The sequence below is a fragment of the Paenibacillus sp. GYB003 genome (assembly GCF_036577625.1).
Lineage (GTDB): Bacteria > Bacillota > Bacilli > Paenibacillales > NBRC-103111 > Paenibacillus_AB.
In genome coordinates, this window is record NZ_JARBDC010000015.1 from 1 (window position 1) to 16,357 (window position 16,357).

A 16,357-nucleotide genomic window follows, 5' to 3' on the forward strand; every position below is an offset into this window, starting at 1 on the left:
AAAAGCGCGATTTGGACAAACTTAGCGGGACGTTTTCCCGTTGGTTTGTCCGGGAACGGGAAACTGGCCGAAAATAGCGGGGACATTTCCATCTCGTTCCCCGTTCCGCTGCCGGTTCGGCACAACCGACAAGGTACGGTTTGCTCGGAAAAAACCGTCCGTCCCGCCTTCGTGTAAGCGCCAAAGCCGGAGCGGGTTTCCCGCTGCCGGCGGCGGGAAACGCCGATATCGGCTCGGTTGACCTGCCCCGGCGTCGTCGGGAGTTGGAGCGAGGGGGCGAGCATGGGGCGGCGGCGGGACGGGCCCCGAGTTCCAAATGTGTAACGGACAGGGCGGCCGCTATCGAGCCTCTTTCGGCTTATTTGTTTTCTAACGGACACAGGCGCACCTATTTGGCGAAAAACCCCCTTTTGGACGGCGGTTCGGAGCCATTAAGCGCAACGGTGTCCGTTACGTTTTCAAAACGGCCGATTTTCGCGAAATAAGCGCCGTGGCGTCCGTTCGTTTCGGAAGCCGACCGTTTTCGCCCATCCTTCCGGCAGCCGACCTTGCCCGACGTTCCGCTACCCGAGTCGGTTCCGGTTGCGAAACTCGCCCGGAGACATGTTGCTGTACTTTTTGAACACGCGGGATAAATAGTGGACCTCCAGGCCGACCTTTCGCCCGATTTCCGCCAGCGTCGAATCCGTGGACAGCAGCAGCCGTTTCGCCTTCTCGACGCGAACTTTGGCGATATACTGCATCGGCGTCATGTTCATCTCCGCTTTGAAGAAGCGGATGAAGTAGTTCGGGTTGTAATGCAGAAGCCCCGCCAGCTGCTCCACGGTCACGTTTTCGGCGATGTTGCCTTCGATATATTGCAAAATCGTGTTCAGCATCCGCCGCTTCGGCGACACGGAGACGGAAATCAGCTGCTCGGGAATCAGGTCGAGCACGTGGCGGATCAGCTCGAACAAAACCGCTTTTCGTTTCAAAGGGGCGGTCCACTCGCGGCTCCGGTAGGCGGCGATCAGCTCGACGAACAAACGCTCCGTATGACGTTCGTCCGGAACGTCGAGCACATGGGGAATATCGATCAGCTGAAATAGTTGAAACGTTTCAACAACGGCCGTAAAATGGCACCAATATTTCCGGTACGTATTGTCGCTGACGACGGAGATCGAGTGCAGGGAGCCCGCCGGCATCAGTACGAGCTGCCCGGGCGCGGGATAATATTCCCGGTCGTCGATTTTGATCCATCCTTCGCCTTCGCGAATGAAGTACAAGGCGTTATAGGACGGCCGCATGTTCAAAAACCGCCAATTTCGGGACACTTTATCGACTTTCGCTACGGAAAGCCGCAAATTCGCGTTCGTCAAATAGTCTTGGATCAATTGACGCTGCATGTCTCCCATCAGGCTGCCCCCAATCCGAACGAATATGGATACCCGGCCGACGACGATTTCGTACTTCCATTATAAAAGACAGCCCTCCCGGTTGAACAGTGTATGTTTTGGATACGTTTCGGTCGGTTTTATGCATTTCGGGAACGGGCATCGTTTGATTACGATGAAAGAGTCCGCGGCACAAGCCGCCAAGCCGCTTCGGGAAGGGAGGAATGGCCGGAAAGCCGGATCGTGGGACGCGGGTTCATGACGATGTGCCGACACAAACGATGAAAAGGAGTGTTAAAAATGAACAAGAAGAAGACGAAGGTTACCGCCGTCCTATGCACGCTCGCTTTGGCGACGGCGGCGTCACCGCTCACGCTGCTTGCGCAAAGCGGCGAGCCGTCCGCGACGGTAACGGTCGCGACATACGGAGGCGCCTCCGAGAAAAAGCCGAATCCCGGCAGCCCCGCATCCCCTTCGACGGGAATGCCTTCGCCCGAGGAGATTCGCCAACATTTCGGCCTGCTGTACAAAGATTTGCAAGCGGTTCCATATTATGCGGGCGGCGGAGTGGCCGCCGTCGGCGACAAGGCGTTCAATGTCAGCGTCCCCGGCCACATCCCGACGATCGCGGCGTCCCGTTACGGCAAAGGGCGCGTCGTGCTGGCCGGAAGCAAATCGTACTTCGACCTGTCCCGTCCCCCCGGCGATCCCGGAGCCACGCTGGCGCGAAACGTGCTGCTGTGGCTGACGGACGAGTCCCATACGAACGAAGGCCGCGGCAACGACAAAACGAACCGGTACGAAGACGCGCTCCAAGGGACGGGGAAAAAAATCCGCATCGTCACGACGTCGGGGTCGTTCGCCGTTTCCCCCGGGCTTCCGATCGAAGTGGTCAAAATCGACAGCTGGGCGTCGGCGAACCTGAACCCGCAAACGTATGCGGTCGCTTATGTGGACAATACGATGAAGGATACCGATCTCGAGGCGCTGGACAAGTACATACGGCTCGGCGGCGGCGTCGTGGTGGCCGAAAACAGCAGCGGCGTCGAAGGAATTACGCGCGATACGCCGGAGCATATCGTCCTGCAGGTCGGCAACCTGCGCGGCGCCAGGTTGAGCCGGGATTTCGCGATTCAAAAGCTGCTCAACCGGGCCGGCTTGACGCTGATGAACCGCGGCTCCGAATCGGGCGCGGGCGAATCTCTGCTGACGGCGGAGCAATCGGCGAATCATCATATCATGACGCGGCTTGGCCAAGGAAAGGCGATCGAAGCGGGGACGATGACGTACGACCGGCTCGACATCGGTCCGGCCGGCACGACCGCGAGCAAGAAGCAGGAGCTGCTGTACCAAGTTTTAAGCGAGACGCTCGAGACGCTGTCGACCGAATCGCCGCTGTACGGTTGGGCGCAAAAAGAGGCCGAGGCGCTGCCGCCCGCCGTATTCCCGGTCACGAAATTGCAATCGCCGTACGCGAACGCGCTGCGCAATTTCCAATTCAGCCATTTCACGCTGGACCCGTCGAACGCAAAGTCGCCGTACGCCGATCAGTTTCCGGGCAAAGTCGCGGACGATGCGCCGGTCGTCGTCGGCCGGGAAGTCGAGGTCGATTTCGATTTCCCCAACACGATGTATACGCATGCGCTCCCGTCCAAAAACTGGATCAGCACCGGCCTGTACGCCCCGCCGGGCAAAGTCGTGACGCTCGAAGTGCCGGAAGGCGTGGAGCATTTGTCGGTGCAGGTCGGCTCGCACGACGACGACTTGCGAGGCTCGAGCCGCTGGGGGCGGGTTCCGCTCGTCGTCAACCACCGGAAGCTGACGCCGGGCAAGATCGAAATCAACAGCCCGTACGGCGGGCTCATTTATCTCATTCCGCTCAAGGCGAAGGCAAATTTTAAAGCGGTCGTCCAAATAAGCGGGGCGGTCGAAGCGCCTTATTTCGTCCTCGGCAAGACGACGCCGGAGCAGTGGGAGGCGATCCGCGGCAAAACGCCTGCCGTTCCGTTCGCCGAGCTGCAGGGCGACCGGATCGTGCTCACCGTTCCTTCCGAGCTGATCCGGAACGTAACGAATCCGGAGCAGCTGATGCGGACATGGGACGACATTTACGACAGCTACGACGAGCTGGTCGGGCTGCTCCCGGATCGGGCGATGCCGCATACCGCCCATAAGCTGAACCGCCGATACGTGGCGGATGCGCAAATCTCGTCCGGGGCGATGCACGCGGGCTATCCGATCATGCTGCCTTACAGCTATGCCGCCCAATTGCTCGACGCGAACTATGTCCGTTCCGGCGCCTGGGGATTCTGGCACGAGCTCGGTCACGAATACCAGCAAAGAACGTGGACGTGGGGCGATGTGAGCGAAGTGACCGTCAACATTTTCTCCTTGTTCATCCAGGAGAAGTTCGGCAATGCCTCGGAATTGCTCAAGGTCGGCGGCGACGGCAAAAACTACTACGACCGCGCCATTCCGTTCGCGACCAGCGCCGATCCGGCCAAAAAATACGGAAGCCTCGGCAACTACGAACGGCTCGTCATGTTCAAGCAGCTGCAGCTGGCGTACGGCTGGGACTTGTATACGCGAATATTCGAAGCTTACCGCGAAATGCCGCAAAGCGACATTCAAGGCACCGTCGACACGTTCGCCTTCGTCGCCTCCCGGGAAGCCGGCGAAGACTTGTCGGAGTTTTTCGGCAAGTGGGCGATCGGCCTGACTCCGAGCGGTAAGGCCAGAATCGGGGCGTTGAAGCTGCCGAAGCCGCAGCGGGACATTTGGCTGCTCCGCGAGTAAAGCGGCCGTCGGCCCGGCAGGGACTTTTCCCGACGCGCGTCCTACCCGGCGCGCGTTGCCGGCGCCGTACGTCGGGCGGTCGGACCGGAACCGATTCGTTTTGATTCGTTACGCGCCCGCATGCCCGTCGGTCCGCTTCGCATCGCCGCCGGCTGACGGCGGCGGAGGCTTGCGAGTCGGCATTGGATGCGTTTACAAAATGATAACGCCAACCTGCGAGAAAGCGCTTGACTTTAGATCGCGCAGCGAATACGATTGATTTGTCGGTATATTCGGAAAATTGAATGCGCTTTAGGCGGAGACGATGAGAAAGCCTGGAGCCAACGAACCACTCCCTCTTTTCGCGAGGAGGCTGTTTCTTGGCTGCGGCACACTTGTCGTCTTTTTTATGCACCATTTTCGGCTGCCTGCCGCAATTTTCGCTTGTGTTGGAAGAGTGTTACGTTCTGACGTACCGGCGTGATATTGCCAATTTGGCGGGGAGGCGCAAGCAAATGAAAAAAACGAAATGGGTTGTCGCATTGTCCGTAATGGCCGCGCTGTCTTTGGCCGGCTGCTCCTCGAAGCAGCCGGCAAGCGGCGGTGGCGGCAAGGAAACGGAGTATACCGTTCCGACGGATCCGGTCACGTTGAAATTTTACGTCAATGTCACCCGGTTGTCCGAGCTGGAGTATCAAACGATCTATGTGGAGCCGCTGAAAAAGAAATATCCGCATATTACGCTGCAAAAGCTGGAGGGCGATTTGGCGCAGCTCGTCGCGGCCGGAGAAATCCCGGATTTGATCATGTCCGACAACGATTGGCACATGCCGCTGAAGCAGCTCGATCTGCCCGCGGACTTGACCGAGCTCGTCGTGAAAACGAAGTTCGATCTGAACGCGTTCCGGCCCGAGACGGTTCAGGCGATCCGCAATTTGGATCCGAAAGGAGGCCTCGAGGGCATTCCGTTCGATTTGAACACGGGGGCGCTGTTTTACAATAAAGATTTGTTCGACAAGTTCGGCGTCGCCTATCCGAAGGACGACATGCTGTGGCAGGACATTCTCGAGCTGTCCAAAAAGCTGACCCGCCAAGAGGACGGCGTGCAGTATATCGGCTGGGATCCCCGGTTCCCCGACCATCTGGTCAGCCCGTATTCGCAGGAATTCGTCGATCCGAAAACGAACAAGGCGCTCGTCGACATTCCGCTGTATCGGAAAGTGCTCGATTTGTTCCAGCAAGTTTATCAGCAGCCCGGCTATATCGGGCCGAAAAACGAGTATACGTACGGACCGGACGGCTTTACGAAGACGCATAAATTGGCGATGCAGGCCGACTGGGTCGGCAAGCTGATCAGCGATCTGCTTCAAGCCGAGGCGTCGGGCATCAAGATGAACTGGGACATGGTAAGCGAGCCGCGGTTCCAGGACGCCGTAGGAAAAGGGCGGCACGCGCTGGCGGATATGCTCGTCATCACGAAGGCGAGCAAGCATAAGGAGCAGGCGATGCAGGTCATCCAGATGATCACGTCGCGCGATCATCAGATCATGCTGACGCGAACCGGGCGGCTGACCGCGCTGAACGATCCGGAGGTCATCAATCAATTCGGCGCCAACTTCCCGTCGCTGCAAGGAAAAAATTTGCGGGCCGTGTACAAAAACCCGCCGGTCGCTACGCCGAAGCCTCATCCGGCCGACAAAGAGGTGCAGACGATCATCCGCGCCATCCGCAAAGAAATGGCCATCGGGAAAAAGGACATCAATACGGTGCTGCGCGAAGGGCAGGAAAAGGCGGACAAAAAAATCGCCGAAATGGCCGCGCAGTAAAAGGCGAGGCGCGCCGGACGAAACGGTAAGCGCTTACGCGACCGGCGGCCATCGAAGTCCGAAAACAAACACAGCTATTCGAATGAGGTGCATAATACAGAATCAAACTCATGAAGGAGGCATGCAAGAATGAACGACAAAGTGAAAACGGGGCTAGTCGTTGCATGTACATGCATGTTTGCGGGTTGTTCGTCGTCCAATCAACCAGCCTCGGAAGATCGTGCCGAAAAAGCGGCGGTCAAACCTCCGGAACCCGTTACCGTTAAATTGTATCCGGGCCAATGGATCACCGATGCCGATATGGAACTGATCATCAACGGACCTTTGAAGAAAAAGTATCCCCATATTACGGTCGAACGGCTGAACCGGGACAAAAACCCGCTGGCCGAACACGTTGCCCGCGGCGACGAAGTGGATTTGATCACCTCCTGGAACGGCAGCATGTCGCAAAATATGGATCTGAAAATATACGAAGATTTGACTCCGCTTGCGAAACCTCTCAATTTCCCGTTCGACAGATTCGACGCGCAAGCCTTGGACACCGTCAGAGCGATTTCCGACGACGGCAAGCTGTACGGTCTGCCTTACAACCGGCAGTTTAACGCGCTGTACTACAACAAGGACATTTTCGACAAATTCGGGGTCCCGTATCCGAAGGACGGCATGACGTGGGACGAGACGATCGAGCTGGCGAAGCGGGTGACGCGTCAGGAGGGCGGAGTCGATTACCGGGGACTCGATCCCGAAAATATTACCCGGATGGGCTATCAGCTGTCGCTCGTGCAGGTTGACGCGAAAACGAATACAAGCGATATCATGAACAACTTCAATACGTACCAAAAGCTGTTCGAGACCGGCAACCGAATTTATTCGATCCCCGGCAACAAACCGGCGAAATGGGGCTACAGCGCTTACGACGCCTTCATCAAGGACCGAACGGTCGCCATGGCCGCCAACGTCAACTTTTTCCCGTATTTGGCCGAAGCGCCCGATTTTACAAATTGGGATATCGTCCAATATCCGAGCTATCCGGATAAGCCGAACGTGTACGGCATGTTCGATATGCATATAATCGGCATCAGCAATACGAGCAAGCATAAAGAAGACGCCATGAAAGTGCTGGAGGTCCTTTTCTCCGACGAAGTGCAAATGATCGCCACGAAGCAGACCGGCCGGATTTCCCTGTTGAGCGATACGAAATTCCAACAAGCTTTCGGCGCGGACATGCCGATTCTGAAAGGGAAAAACATCCAAAGCATCTTCAAAAGCAAGCCCGCCCCGGCGCCGCGTCTCTCGAAACACTATGGAAACGGCGGCACCAACGTGCGGAACAAATTCAACGACTACGTAGACGGGAAAATCGACCTGAACACCGCCATTCGAGAGGCGGACGAGTTGACCAACGCTTATATCAAAGCGCAGGAAGGAAAGTAACGGCCCTTCGAAGCGCGATGTGCCGGTCCCCGGGAGCGATCCCGGGGATTTTCGGTTCGATCGGACGGAACGACGGAGGCATTACTCGAAGTGAGTTCTTTCGTGTCCGCGCCGAACGTCCCCTCCCCCTCTCTCGCCCCGCCAGGCGGCTGCAACCGGACTATAACCGGAAAACCTCCGGCTAACTCGCTCTCCTTCAGGCGTCGTTTCGGTTTACCGGGAAAAGCTCCCGATAAAACGACGTCGTATCGATGAAAAGCGCGTTCCGGGCGAGATTATGGGGATGTTTTCCCGTTCATCTACTCGGAAGCGGGAATCTTCCGAAAATAGCGGGAGAATTTCCATCTCGTTTCTCGGTCCGCTGCCGATTGGCGCTCGGATTGCTGAAATGGTACGAGTCCGCCGTAAGCGAAATGCCGCGATATTCGCCGATCGCGCTTGTCCGATCGAAATGATAAAAAATCGTCTCGGGTCGGATATGTGATCCGGATCTAGGCCGGTTTTTGCCGTCCGAAGACCGAAAAAGAAAGCGGGGCATCGCCCCGCTTTCCGCGGTTTACATAAATTTGCGGTGATGCTTTTTCCCGTCGTACGTAAACAGCACGCTTTTGTCCTCGATGACCGTTTCCAGATGGACCGCGCGCCCCCACAGCTTATGGACGTACGGGAGCGTTCTCTCCAAATATTTCACGTCGAGCTCGATCCCTTCGTACGAATGCTTCAAGTACAGCTCGCCGCCGTTCGTATGGTTGCCGTCCTGGACGTAAATGACCGGGAAGCCGCCGTTGATGCGGGAATAGACGAGCTGATCGCGCACCGACTCCCACGCTTTGTCGGTAATTTTCCACTCCGGGCCTTTTTTCTCGAAAATGTACAAGTCCAAATCCTCGACGAGCTCCTTCGTCAAATAGTTGCGGATGAACGACGTGTCGGAGTCGAATTCGCGCACCTCGAATATTTTTTCTCTCCCGCGCCCCGGCTGGCGGCCGAACCGCCTCCGGTCCTCCTCGGACGGATCGTCCCACCGCTTCTCGATGTCCTCGAATATTTTCAGCCCCAAATAGTACGGGTTGAGGCTGTGCCGGGACGGCTGCACGACGCCGCTGTTCAGCTTGGCGTATTCGATCGTCTCCTCGCTCGTCAGATCGAGCTCCCGCACGATTCGCTGATGCCAATACGACGCCCAGCCTTCGTTCATGATTTTCGTTTCCATCTGCGGCCAAAAATAAAGCATCTCGTCGCGCAGCATCGTCATGATGTCGCGCTGCCACGGCTCGAGAATCGGGGAATGCTCCTCCAAAAAATAAAGCAGGTCTTTCTCCGGACGCGGCGGAAACTTTTTCGCCGGCGGCTCGGGTTCGGGCTTTTTGTCGGCTTCGTCCAGCTCCCACAAATCTTCGTAGCCGGTTTTCCCCTTCTTTTTCGTCAGCAGCTTCTCGCGCTCCTTCGCCTCGGCTTCCTGACGCTCCTTATCCCCGTAGAACGGTTTGACCAGAGTCGGATCGACGTGCTCCTGGATGGCGAGCACCGCGTCGAGAAACGTCTCGACCGCCTCCGTTCCGTGAACGAGCTCGTACTCGCGAATCCGCTCGGCCGTCGCCGACATGCTCTCGACCATGTTGCGGTTCGTTTTCGAGAAGCGGGCGTTGTTTTTGAAAAAGTCGCAGTGGGCGAGCACGTGTGCCACGATCAGCTTGTTCTGAATGAGCGAGTTGCCGTCGAGCAAAAACGCGTAGCAAGGGTTCGAGTTGATGACGAGCTCGTAAATTTTGCTCAGCCCGAAATCGTACTGCATTTTCATCCGGTGAAACGTTTTGCCGAAGCTCCAATGGCTGAAGCGGGTCGGCATCCCGTACGCGCCGAACGTGTAAATGATGTCGGCCGGGCATATTTCGTAGCGCATCGGGTAATAGTCGAGCCCGAACCCTTGGGCGATTTCCGATATTTCGTCGATCGCCCGCTCCAATTGCTTGATTTCGTCCGGTTGCATCCGTCACCCCTCCTCCTTCGACTTCGAGAAAAACGTCCGGAGCGCCTTGTACACTTCGCCCTTCTCGCGGATGACGCAGTGCTGGAAGCGGGGGTATTGGATATGGCGGTAGGCCGACATGAGCGTGCTGCTTCGGTTGTACTGGTTCACCTCGCCGTAGCCGAACATGTTGCACTTTTCGAGCAGCTTCTCGATCAGCTTGACGCAACGCTCGTTGTCGCTCGTCAAGTTGTCGCCGTCGGAGAAGTGGAACGGATAAATGTTGTAATGCGAAGACGGATAGCGCCGGTCGATAATGTCGAGCGCCTTCTGATAAGCCGACGAGCAGATCGTCCCGCCGCTTTCGCCTTTGGTGAAAAATTCTTCCTCGGTGACCTCCTTCGCCTCCGTATGGTGGGCGATAAAGACGATTTCGACTTTTTTATACTTCGTCCGCAGAAAGCGGGTCATCCAGAAAAAGAAGCTGCGGGCGATAAATTTTTCGAAGCTGCCCATCGATCCGGACGTGTCCATCATGGCGAGTATCAGCGCGTTCGATTGGGGAATGACGACTTCGTCCCACGTCTTGAACCGCAAATCGTCCGGGGAAATGTGATGGATGCCGGGCGTTCCAGCATTGGCGTTGCGGCGCAAATTTTCCAGAATCGTCCGTTTTTTGTCGATGTTGGACATGATCCCCTTCTTGCGAATGTCGTTGAACTGGATTTCCTGGATTTCCAGGTTGTCTTTCTGCTTTTGTTCCATATAGGGCAGCTCGAGCTCTTCGAACAGCATCGACTGCAGCTCCTCGAGGCTCACCTCGGCTTCGAAATAATCTTCGCCGGGCTGGTCGCCGGCCCCTTCGCCTTTACCGGGATTCGCCGCGGACGGATCGACGCCCAGCACGTCGCCGACCTGGCTGTCTCCGTCGCCCTGGCCGACATGCTTGCTTTTATTATGATTGAAGCGGAAGCGATATTCGTCGAGGCTGCGGATCGGAACTTTAATAATCTGCTTGTTGTGCGAGGTGACGATATTTTCTTCGGTAACGAGATCGGGCAAATTTTGTTTAATCGCTTCGCGTACTTTTTGCTGGTGGCGGGTTTGATCCTGATAGCCTTTGCGATGGAGCGACCAGTCCTCCCGGGACACGACAAACAGCGGCTTTGACATGATGCGGCACCTCCTGCTTAGGTTGATTCGTCTTCATTCGAATCGGCCCTGCGCGCTTATGGGCGCTGGCTTAAGACGATGGAAAAAATAGCTTGTTATCAATATATTCAACGAGCGGGGGGATATGTGAACGGGACGAGAGCAGTTTTTTCGCGGACATCGGACGGAAGATACGTTACTTGACGCGGCGTGTCAGTCCGGCGGGAAGGGCGGAACGGCCGGTCCGTTGATGATAGAATGGTAGAAAACAAGCGACGGCAAAGGATTTGCCATCTGAAAAGGAGGCGGTCGATTTGGTTGCATTTTTCTGATACAAATTGTATCATAAGCTTGTGCAAGGATACGGTTCCGCGTCGGTACATCGTCCAAGTTCGCCGCCGCATCATTGCGATCACAGGCCGCATGCACCGCGATTGCGAACGACTGCGGGACGCGGCTTCAACGGGAGATTGATACGATATGAATCGGAAGCGGATATGCATCGGCTTGGGGGTTGCGGCCGTCCTTCTGCTCGCGGGACTGAAGCTGTACGATTCGCTGGCGCCGTCGCGGCATTTTCGCGGCGATCGGCTGCCGGTGCTGGCGGCGCCCGCCCCGCCGGCCGCATCGCCGACGGTCGCGTCTCCGGCGCAGTCGGCCGAGGCCGGCGAAGCGCCGACGACGCCGGGTCCCGGCAGCGCCGAAGCCGAGGCCGAGGCCGAGGCCGGGTTCAACGTGCTGCTGCTCGGCATCGACAGCCGCGACAAGGAGGGGGCGGGACGTTCCGACGTCATGATCGTCGCCCATGTCGATCCGGACGAACGGTCGATCGGCCTCGTATCCGTCCCGAGAGATACGCGAGTCGCGCTGCCGGGCGTCGGACAGACGAAGCTGAATCACGCCTACTTCCTCGGCGAGCTGCGGGGCGGAGACGACGGAGGCGTGCGGGCTTCGATCGAGGCGGTCAGCCGGCTGCTGCAAATCCCGATCCATTTTTACGTAAAAACCGATTTTCGCGGCTTTGCGGACACAATCGACGCGATACAAGGCGTGGACGTGGAGCTGTCCGACGATATGCTGCTCAGCGGCACGGGTACGGTGCTGCGGAAAGGCGTCCGGCATTTGGACGGGGATACGGCGCTGCAATTCGTCAGGGAGCGCTATTCGCTCGCCGGCGGCGATTTCGACAGACAGGCCGACCAAGCGGCGCTGATCAAGGCGGTCGTCGCCAAAATGCTGTCCGGCGAACAGCTGGCGCGGCTGCCGGGCATCGTGAAAAAGGCGAAAGCGGAATTTGTGGAGACGAATTTATCCGCCGCCGACATCGCCAGTCTCGCTTTGTTGTTCAAAGACGCGGGCGATCTGAGCTTCCGTCACGCGACGCTGCCCGGCCGACCGGTTACGGAGGAGGACCCGCTGATCGGCTCCAAGCTTTGGTACTGGTCGGCGGACGCGGAGCAAGTCGCGGCGATTTCGCGCGACTATTTACGGTGACCGTTTGGCTTCGCCGCCCTGCGCCCGATTTTGACGGATGTTTGAACAAAATTTGAAAAAATGATGAACTTTGCTCCGAAATATGTTACAATTTTCGTAACAATCGATTTTGGGGCAGGAGCGTGTTCCTCATGAGTACGAAACAACTGGCGTTGAAACGGCAATCCGTCAAGGGCGGCAATCCGCTCGCTTCGTTTATGACCGCGGCCGCCTGGATTTCGCTCGCGATCGGACTGATTACTTGTTTGTTCGAGGTAAGCGATTTCTCGGATCGGAATTTGGGACTGATGGTCGGCGTGGGCTTTCTCGTCGGCAGCGTGCAAATTTATATGATCGGCGCGGCGATCCGGCTGTTTTCCCATAATAGAGCGAGGAACGAATAGTCCGTATTTGCGGCGACAGGCGATATAGATGAAGAGCGACGGGAAGCCTCGGGGCTTCTCTTTTTTTGTGTGTGGGGGTTCCTTATGGATGCCCGACCGGTGCTGCGGCATCGCAAGTGTTAGAGCGAAACGGAGATTGACCTTCGCAAGCGGGGTCAATCTTTTTTTGTCCCAATTCGAAAGCGCTATCTATCGCTTTGCAAACGCTGTCTCCCGGCATCTTGTCGAAACGTTGAACTTTATTTTACGGAAATAAGTCGTTTCGTTGACGCCTTTGTTAACTGTACGGAAGTTTCCGTTCGATTCTGTTATGGTAGTGTCAAGAGATGAAGGTTCTTCGAAAACAGGGAGATGGTAAGATGAAACAGAGCCGAATGGGCAAACGACTCCTATCCGCACTCATGCTTGCGGTCATCGCCGTCATGGCGTCGGGCTGCAGCGACAAGCTGATCGTGCTCGACCCGAAGGGACCGATCGGCGCGCAGCAGCGGGACTTGATTTTGATCTCGACGGCGCTTTGTCTGATCGTCGTCGTACCGGTGCTGATCATGACGTTCGTTATCGTCTGGCGGTACCGCGACAGCAAGTCCCGCAAAGCGAAATACAAGCCCGACTGGGAGCATAATACGAAGCTCGAAGCGATTTGGTGGGGCATTCCGATTTTGATTATCGTCGTGCTCGGCGCGATTACCGTCAAATATACCCATGCGCTGGAGCCTTCCAAGCCGATCGCTTCGGACAAAGAGCCGATCACGATTCAAGTGACGTCGCTCGACTGGAAATGGCTGTTCTACTATCCGGAGCAAGGAATCGCGACGGTCAACTACGTGCAGTTCCCGGAAGACGTGCCGATCAAATTTATGCTGACGTCGGACGCGCCGATGAACTCGTTCTGGATTCCGCAGCTCGGCGGACAAATTTACACGATGTCCGGCATGGCGATGACGCTCCATCTGCAAGCCGACGAACCGGGGAAATATTTCGGCTCGGGCGCCAACTTCAGCGGCAAAGATTTCGCCAGCATGCGGTTTACGGCGGAGGCGACGTCGCGCGATCAGTTCGACCGATGGGTCGCCGATATCAAGAGCACGAAGCCCGCGCTCACCGAGGAAGGCTACCGGCAGCTCGCGTCGCCCGGCGTGTCGGACGTGCTCAGCTACTCGTCGTTTCCGAAAGGGCTGTTCGAGCAAACCGTTACGAAATACGCGGCGGGCCATAATCACGGCGGCTCGCATTCGGGATCGCAGCCGGCCGAACCGAAAGCCGGCGGCCATGGAGGGCACGGACAAACCGTAACGGACGCGAAGAGCGCAATCAAAGAGAAGGAGGGACAAAGCCATGTGGGACAGCATTAAAACGTTCGCTTCCGAATTTTTCGTCACCGGCGATCCGCTCATTTACGGCGCGGATGTGGCTATTGCCCTTACGCTCGCCGCGGTCGTGTTCGTCTTGTCCTATTTCAAAAAATGGAAATGGCTGTGGACCGAATGGCTGACGACGGTCGACCATAAGCGGATCGGCATCATGTACGTCATCGCCTCGCTGCTGATGATGTTCCGGGGCGGCATGGACGCGCTGCTCATGCGGACGCAGCTGGCCGTTCCCGACAATCAGTTTTTGTCGCCGGAGCATTACAACGCGATCTTTACGACGCACGGCGTCATCATGATTTTGTTCATGGCGATGCCGCTCATGTTCGGCTTGTTCAACCTGGTCGTGCCGCTGCAGATCGGCGCGCGCGACGTCGCGTTCCCGTTCCTGAACTCGCTCAGCTTCTGGCTGTTTTTCTGGGGCGCGATGCTGTTCAACCTGTCGTTCGTCATCGGCGGCTCGCCGGACGCGGGCTGGCTCGCGTATCCGCCGCTCTCGGAGCTGTCGCACAGTCCCGGAGTCGGGCAAAACTTCTATATATGGGGCATTCAAATATCCGGGATCGGGAGCCTCATGACCGGGATCAACTTTATCGTCACCATTTTGAAAATGCGCGCGCCGGGCATGAAGCTGATGCAGATGCCGATGTTTTCGTGGTCGGTGCTGTCGAGCAGCCTGACGATCATTCTCGCCTTCCCGATTTTGACCGTGACGCTGTTCCTGCTTTGGCTGGACCGGTTCATGGGGGCGCATTTCTTCACGCTGGACGGCGGCGGCAACCCGATGATGTACATCAACCTCATCTGGATGTGGGGCCACCCCGAAGTGTATATCGTTATATTGCCCGCCTTCGGCATTTTTTCCGAAGTGACGGCAACTTTTGCGAAAAAGCGGCTGTTCGGCTACAAATCGATGGTGTTCGCCCTGATGAGCATCAGCGTCGTTTCGTTTTTCACGTGGGCGCACCACTTCTTCACGATGGGCTCCGGCGCGAACGTCAACGCCTTTTTCGCCGTATCGACGATGATTATCGCGATTCCGACCGGCGTGAAGGTGTTCAACTGGCTGTTCACGATGTTCCGCGGCAAAATTACGTTCAAAACGCCGATGATGTGGTCGGTCGCCTTCATTCCTTGCTTCGTCGTCGGGGGGATGACCGGGGTGCTGCTGTCGGTTGCGCCGGCCGACTTCCAGTTCCATAACAGCTACTTCCTGATCGCGCACTTTCATCAAGTGCTGATCGGCGGCGTCGTATTCGGCTATTTCGCGGGCTTGTATTACTGGTGGCCGAAGGTGACCGGCTTCATGCTGCACGAAGGGCTCGGCAAATGGGCGTTCTGGCTGTGGAACATCGGCTTCTACGTCTGCTTCATGCCGCAATACGTGCTCGGCCTGATGGGGATGACCCGCCGGGTCAACGCATACGGCTGGGATCGCGGCTGGTGGGAGCTCAACCTCGTGTCGACGATCGGCGGCTTCCTGATGGGTCTCGCGTTTTTGTTCCAAGTTTGGCAAATCGTGCACAGCATGAAGTTTATGCAAAAAGCTCCGGCCGACCCGTGGGGCGGACGGACGCTCGAATGGTCGATTCCTTCGCCGGCTCCGGCTTACAACTTCGCCACTTTGCCGGTCGTCCATTCGCGGGACGCCTGGTGGGAGGAAAAGCTGCAGCGGGAAAAAGGCGTGCCGCCGGCTCCCGCGCCGAAGATCGAGCCGATTCATATGCCGGGCAATTCCGGAATCGCGTTTATCAAATCGTTTTGCTGGTTCGTCGCCGGCTTCGGCTTCGTGTTCAATTGGCTGTGGATGGCGATACCGGGCATGATCGGCGTGGCGGTTTGCATGCTGATCCATTCGTTTACCTATAATAACGAGTACTACATTCCGGCGGAAGAAGTGATCCGGACGGAAGCCGAGATGAGGGGGACGGTCTGATGGCAAACGCGGCAAGTCACAAACACGCACATTCCACGGTGGCCCCGGATCATCACGGTCATTCGGACGGCCATCACGAGCATCACGATCAGGAGTCGCTTCGGCAATTCGGCTTCTGGCTGTTCCTGATTACGGACTGTATTTTATTCGGCACGCTGTTTGCCACCTATGTGGTGCTTCACGGCAATACGAGCGGCGGTCCTATGGCGAAAGAGCTGTTCGAAATGCCCGGCATTATCGCCGAAACGTTCATCCTGCTCACCAGCTCGTTTACGAGCGGTCTCGCGGTGCTGGCGATGAACAAAGGCGACAAAAAAGGGCTGATCGGCTGGCTCGTCGTCACGGCGGCGCTCGGCATCGCCTTCGTCACGCTTGAAGTGGCCGAATTCGTCAAGCTTGTTCACGAAGGGGCGACGATCGGCACGAGCGCGTTTTTGTCCGCATTCTTTACATTGGTCGGCGCGCACGGCCTGCACGTCTCGATCGGCATCGTCTGGATGATCGCGATCATGCTGCAATTGGGCAAGTACGGCATCACCTCGGTGACCCGGCGCAAAGTGAACGTGATCAGCCTGTACTGGCATTTTCTCGACGTCGTCTGGATTTTCGTCTTCACGATCGTCTACTTGATGGGGGTGATGTAAG

General features: G+C 57.1%; 11 protein-coding genes. 8 read left to right on the forward strand and 3 right to left on the reverse strand.

The window, feature by feature from the left end; translation table 11 throughout:
* Window positions 1-563 precede the first annotated feature (563 nt).
* Window positions 564-1,394 (reverse strand): helix-turn-helix transcriptional regulator, encoded by an 831-nt coding sequence (locus PV407_RS08490; protein ID WP_332089485.1) that lies wholly within the window; start codon window positions 1,392-1,394, stop codon window positions 564-566.
* Between the two features lie 279 nt (window positions 1,395-1,673).
* On the opposite strand from PV407_RS08490, the gene PV407_RS08495 reads away from it, so the two are divergent.
* The 3 genes from PV407_RS08495 to PV407_RS08505 all read left to right on the forward strand — a co-directional run bounded on the left by PV407_RS08495 (window position 1,674) and on the right by PV407_RS08505 (window position 7,408).
* Window positions 1,674-4,169 (forward strand): M60 family metallopeptidase, encoded by a 2,496-nt coding sequence (locus PV407_RS08495; RefSeq protein WP_332089486.1) that lies wholly within the window; start codon window positions 1,674-1,676, stop codon window positions 4,167-4,169.
* 494 nt (window positions 4,170-4,663) lie between these two features.
* Window positions 4,664-5,974, forward strand: a complete 1,311-nt coding sequence (locus PV407_RS08500; RefSeq protein ID WP_332089487.1) for an ABC transporter substrate-binding protein — start codon at window positions 4,664-4,666, stop codon at window positions 5,972-5,974.
* Window positions 5,975-6,274: 300 nt separating this feature from the next.
* Complete coding sequence (locus PV407_RS08505; RefSeq protein WP_332089488.1) at window positions 6,275-7,408, forward strand: ABC transporter substrate-binding protein; 1,134 nt, start codon at window positions 6,275-6,277, stop codon at window positions 7,406-7,408.
* A gap of 556 nt (window positions 7,409-7,964) precedes the next feature.
* On the opposite strand, the gene PV407_RS08510 is transcribed toward PV407_RS08505, so the two are convergent.
* Together PV407_RS08510 and yhbH are read right to left on the reverse strand one after the other, a co-directional pair.
* On the reverse strand, window positions 7,965-9,398 hold the full coding sequence (locus tag PV407_RS08510) for a SpoVR family protein (protein WP_332089489.1): 1,434 nt from the start codon (window positions 9,396-9,398) through the stop codon (window positions 7,965-7,967).
* A 3-nt stretch (window positions 9,399-9,401) separates the two neighbouring features.
* The gene (yhbH, locus tag PV407_RS08515) at window positions 9,402-10,550 is read right to left on the reverse strand and encodes a sporulation protein YhbH (protein ID WP_332089490.1); all 1,149 of its coding nucleotides are present in this window, start codon (window positions 10,548-10,550) and stop codon (window positions 9,402-9,404) included.
* Window positions 10,551-11,009: 459 nt separating this feature from the next.
* On the opposite strand from yhbH, the gene PV407_RS08520 reads away from it, so the two are divergent.
* From PV407_RS08520 to cyoC, 5 genes are all read left to right on the forward strand, one after another.
* The gene (locus tag PV407_RS08520) at window positions 11,010-12,023 is read left to right on the forward strand and encodes an LCP family protein (RefSeq protein ID WP_332089491.1); all 1,014 of its coding nucleotides are present in this window, start codon (window positions 11,010-11,012) and stop codon (window positions 12,021-12,023) included.
* A 131-nt stretch (window positions 12,024-12,154) separates the two neighbouring features.
* Window positions 12,155-12,406 (forward strand): hypothetical protein, encoded by a 252-nt coding sequence (locus tag PV407_RS08525; RefSeq protein ID WP_332089492.1) that lies wholly within the window; start codon window positions 12,155-12,157, stop codon window positions 12,404-12,406.
* A gap of 359 nt (window positions 12,407-12,765) precedes the next feature.
* On the forward strand, window positions 12,766-13,761 hold the full coding sequence (cyoA, locus tag PV407_RS08530; RefSeq protein ID WP_332089493.1) for a ubiquinol oxidase subunit II: 996 nt from the start codon (window positions 12,766-12,768) through the stop codon (window positions 13,759-13,761).
* On the forward strand, window positions 13,745-15,712 hold the full coding sequence (locus PV407_RS08535) for a cbb3-type cytochrome c oxidase subunit I (RefSeq protein ID WP_332089494.1): 1,968 nt from the start codon (window positions 13,745-13,747) through the stop codon (window positions 15,710-15,712). Before cyoA ends, PV407_RS08535 begins: the two co-directional genes overlap by 17 nt.
* A complete protein-coding gene (gene cyoC / locus PV407_RS08540) occupies window positions 15,712-16,356 on the forward strand; it encodes a cytochrome o ubiquinol oxidase subunit III (RefSeq protein WP_332089495.1) in 645 nt (214 codons plus the stop codon). The genes PV407_RS08535 and cyoC overlap by 1 nt, the downstream gene beginning before the upstream one ends.
* The last annotated feature ends 1 nt before the right edge of the window (window position 16,357 follow it).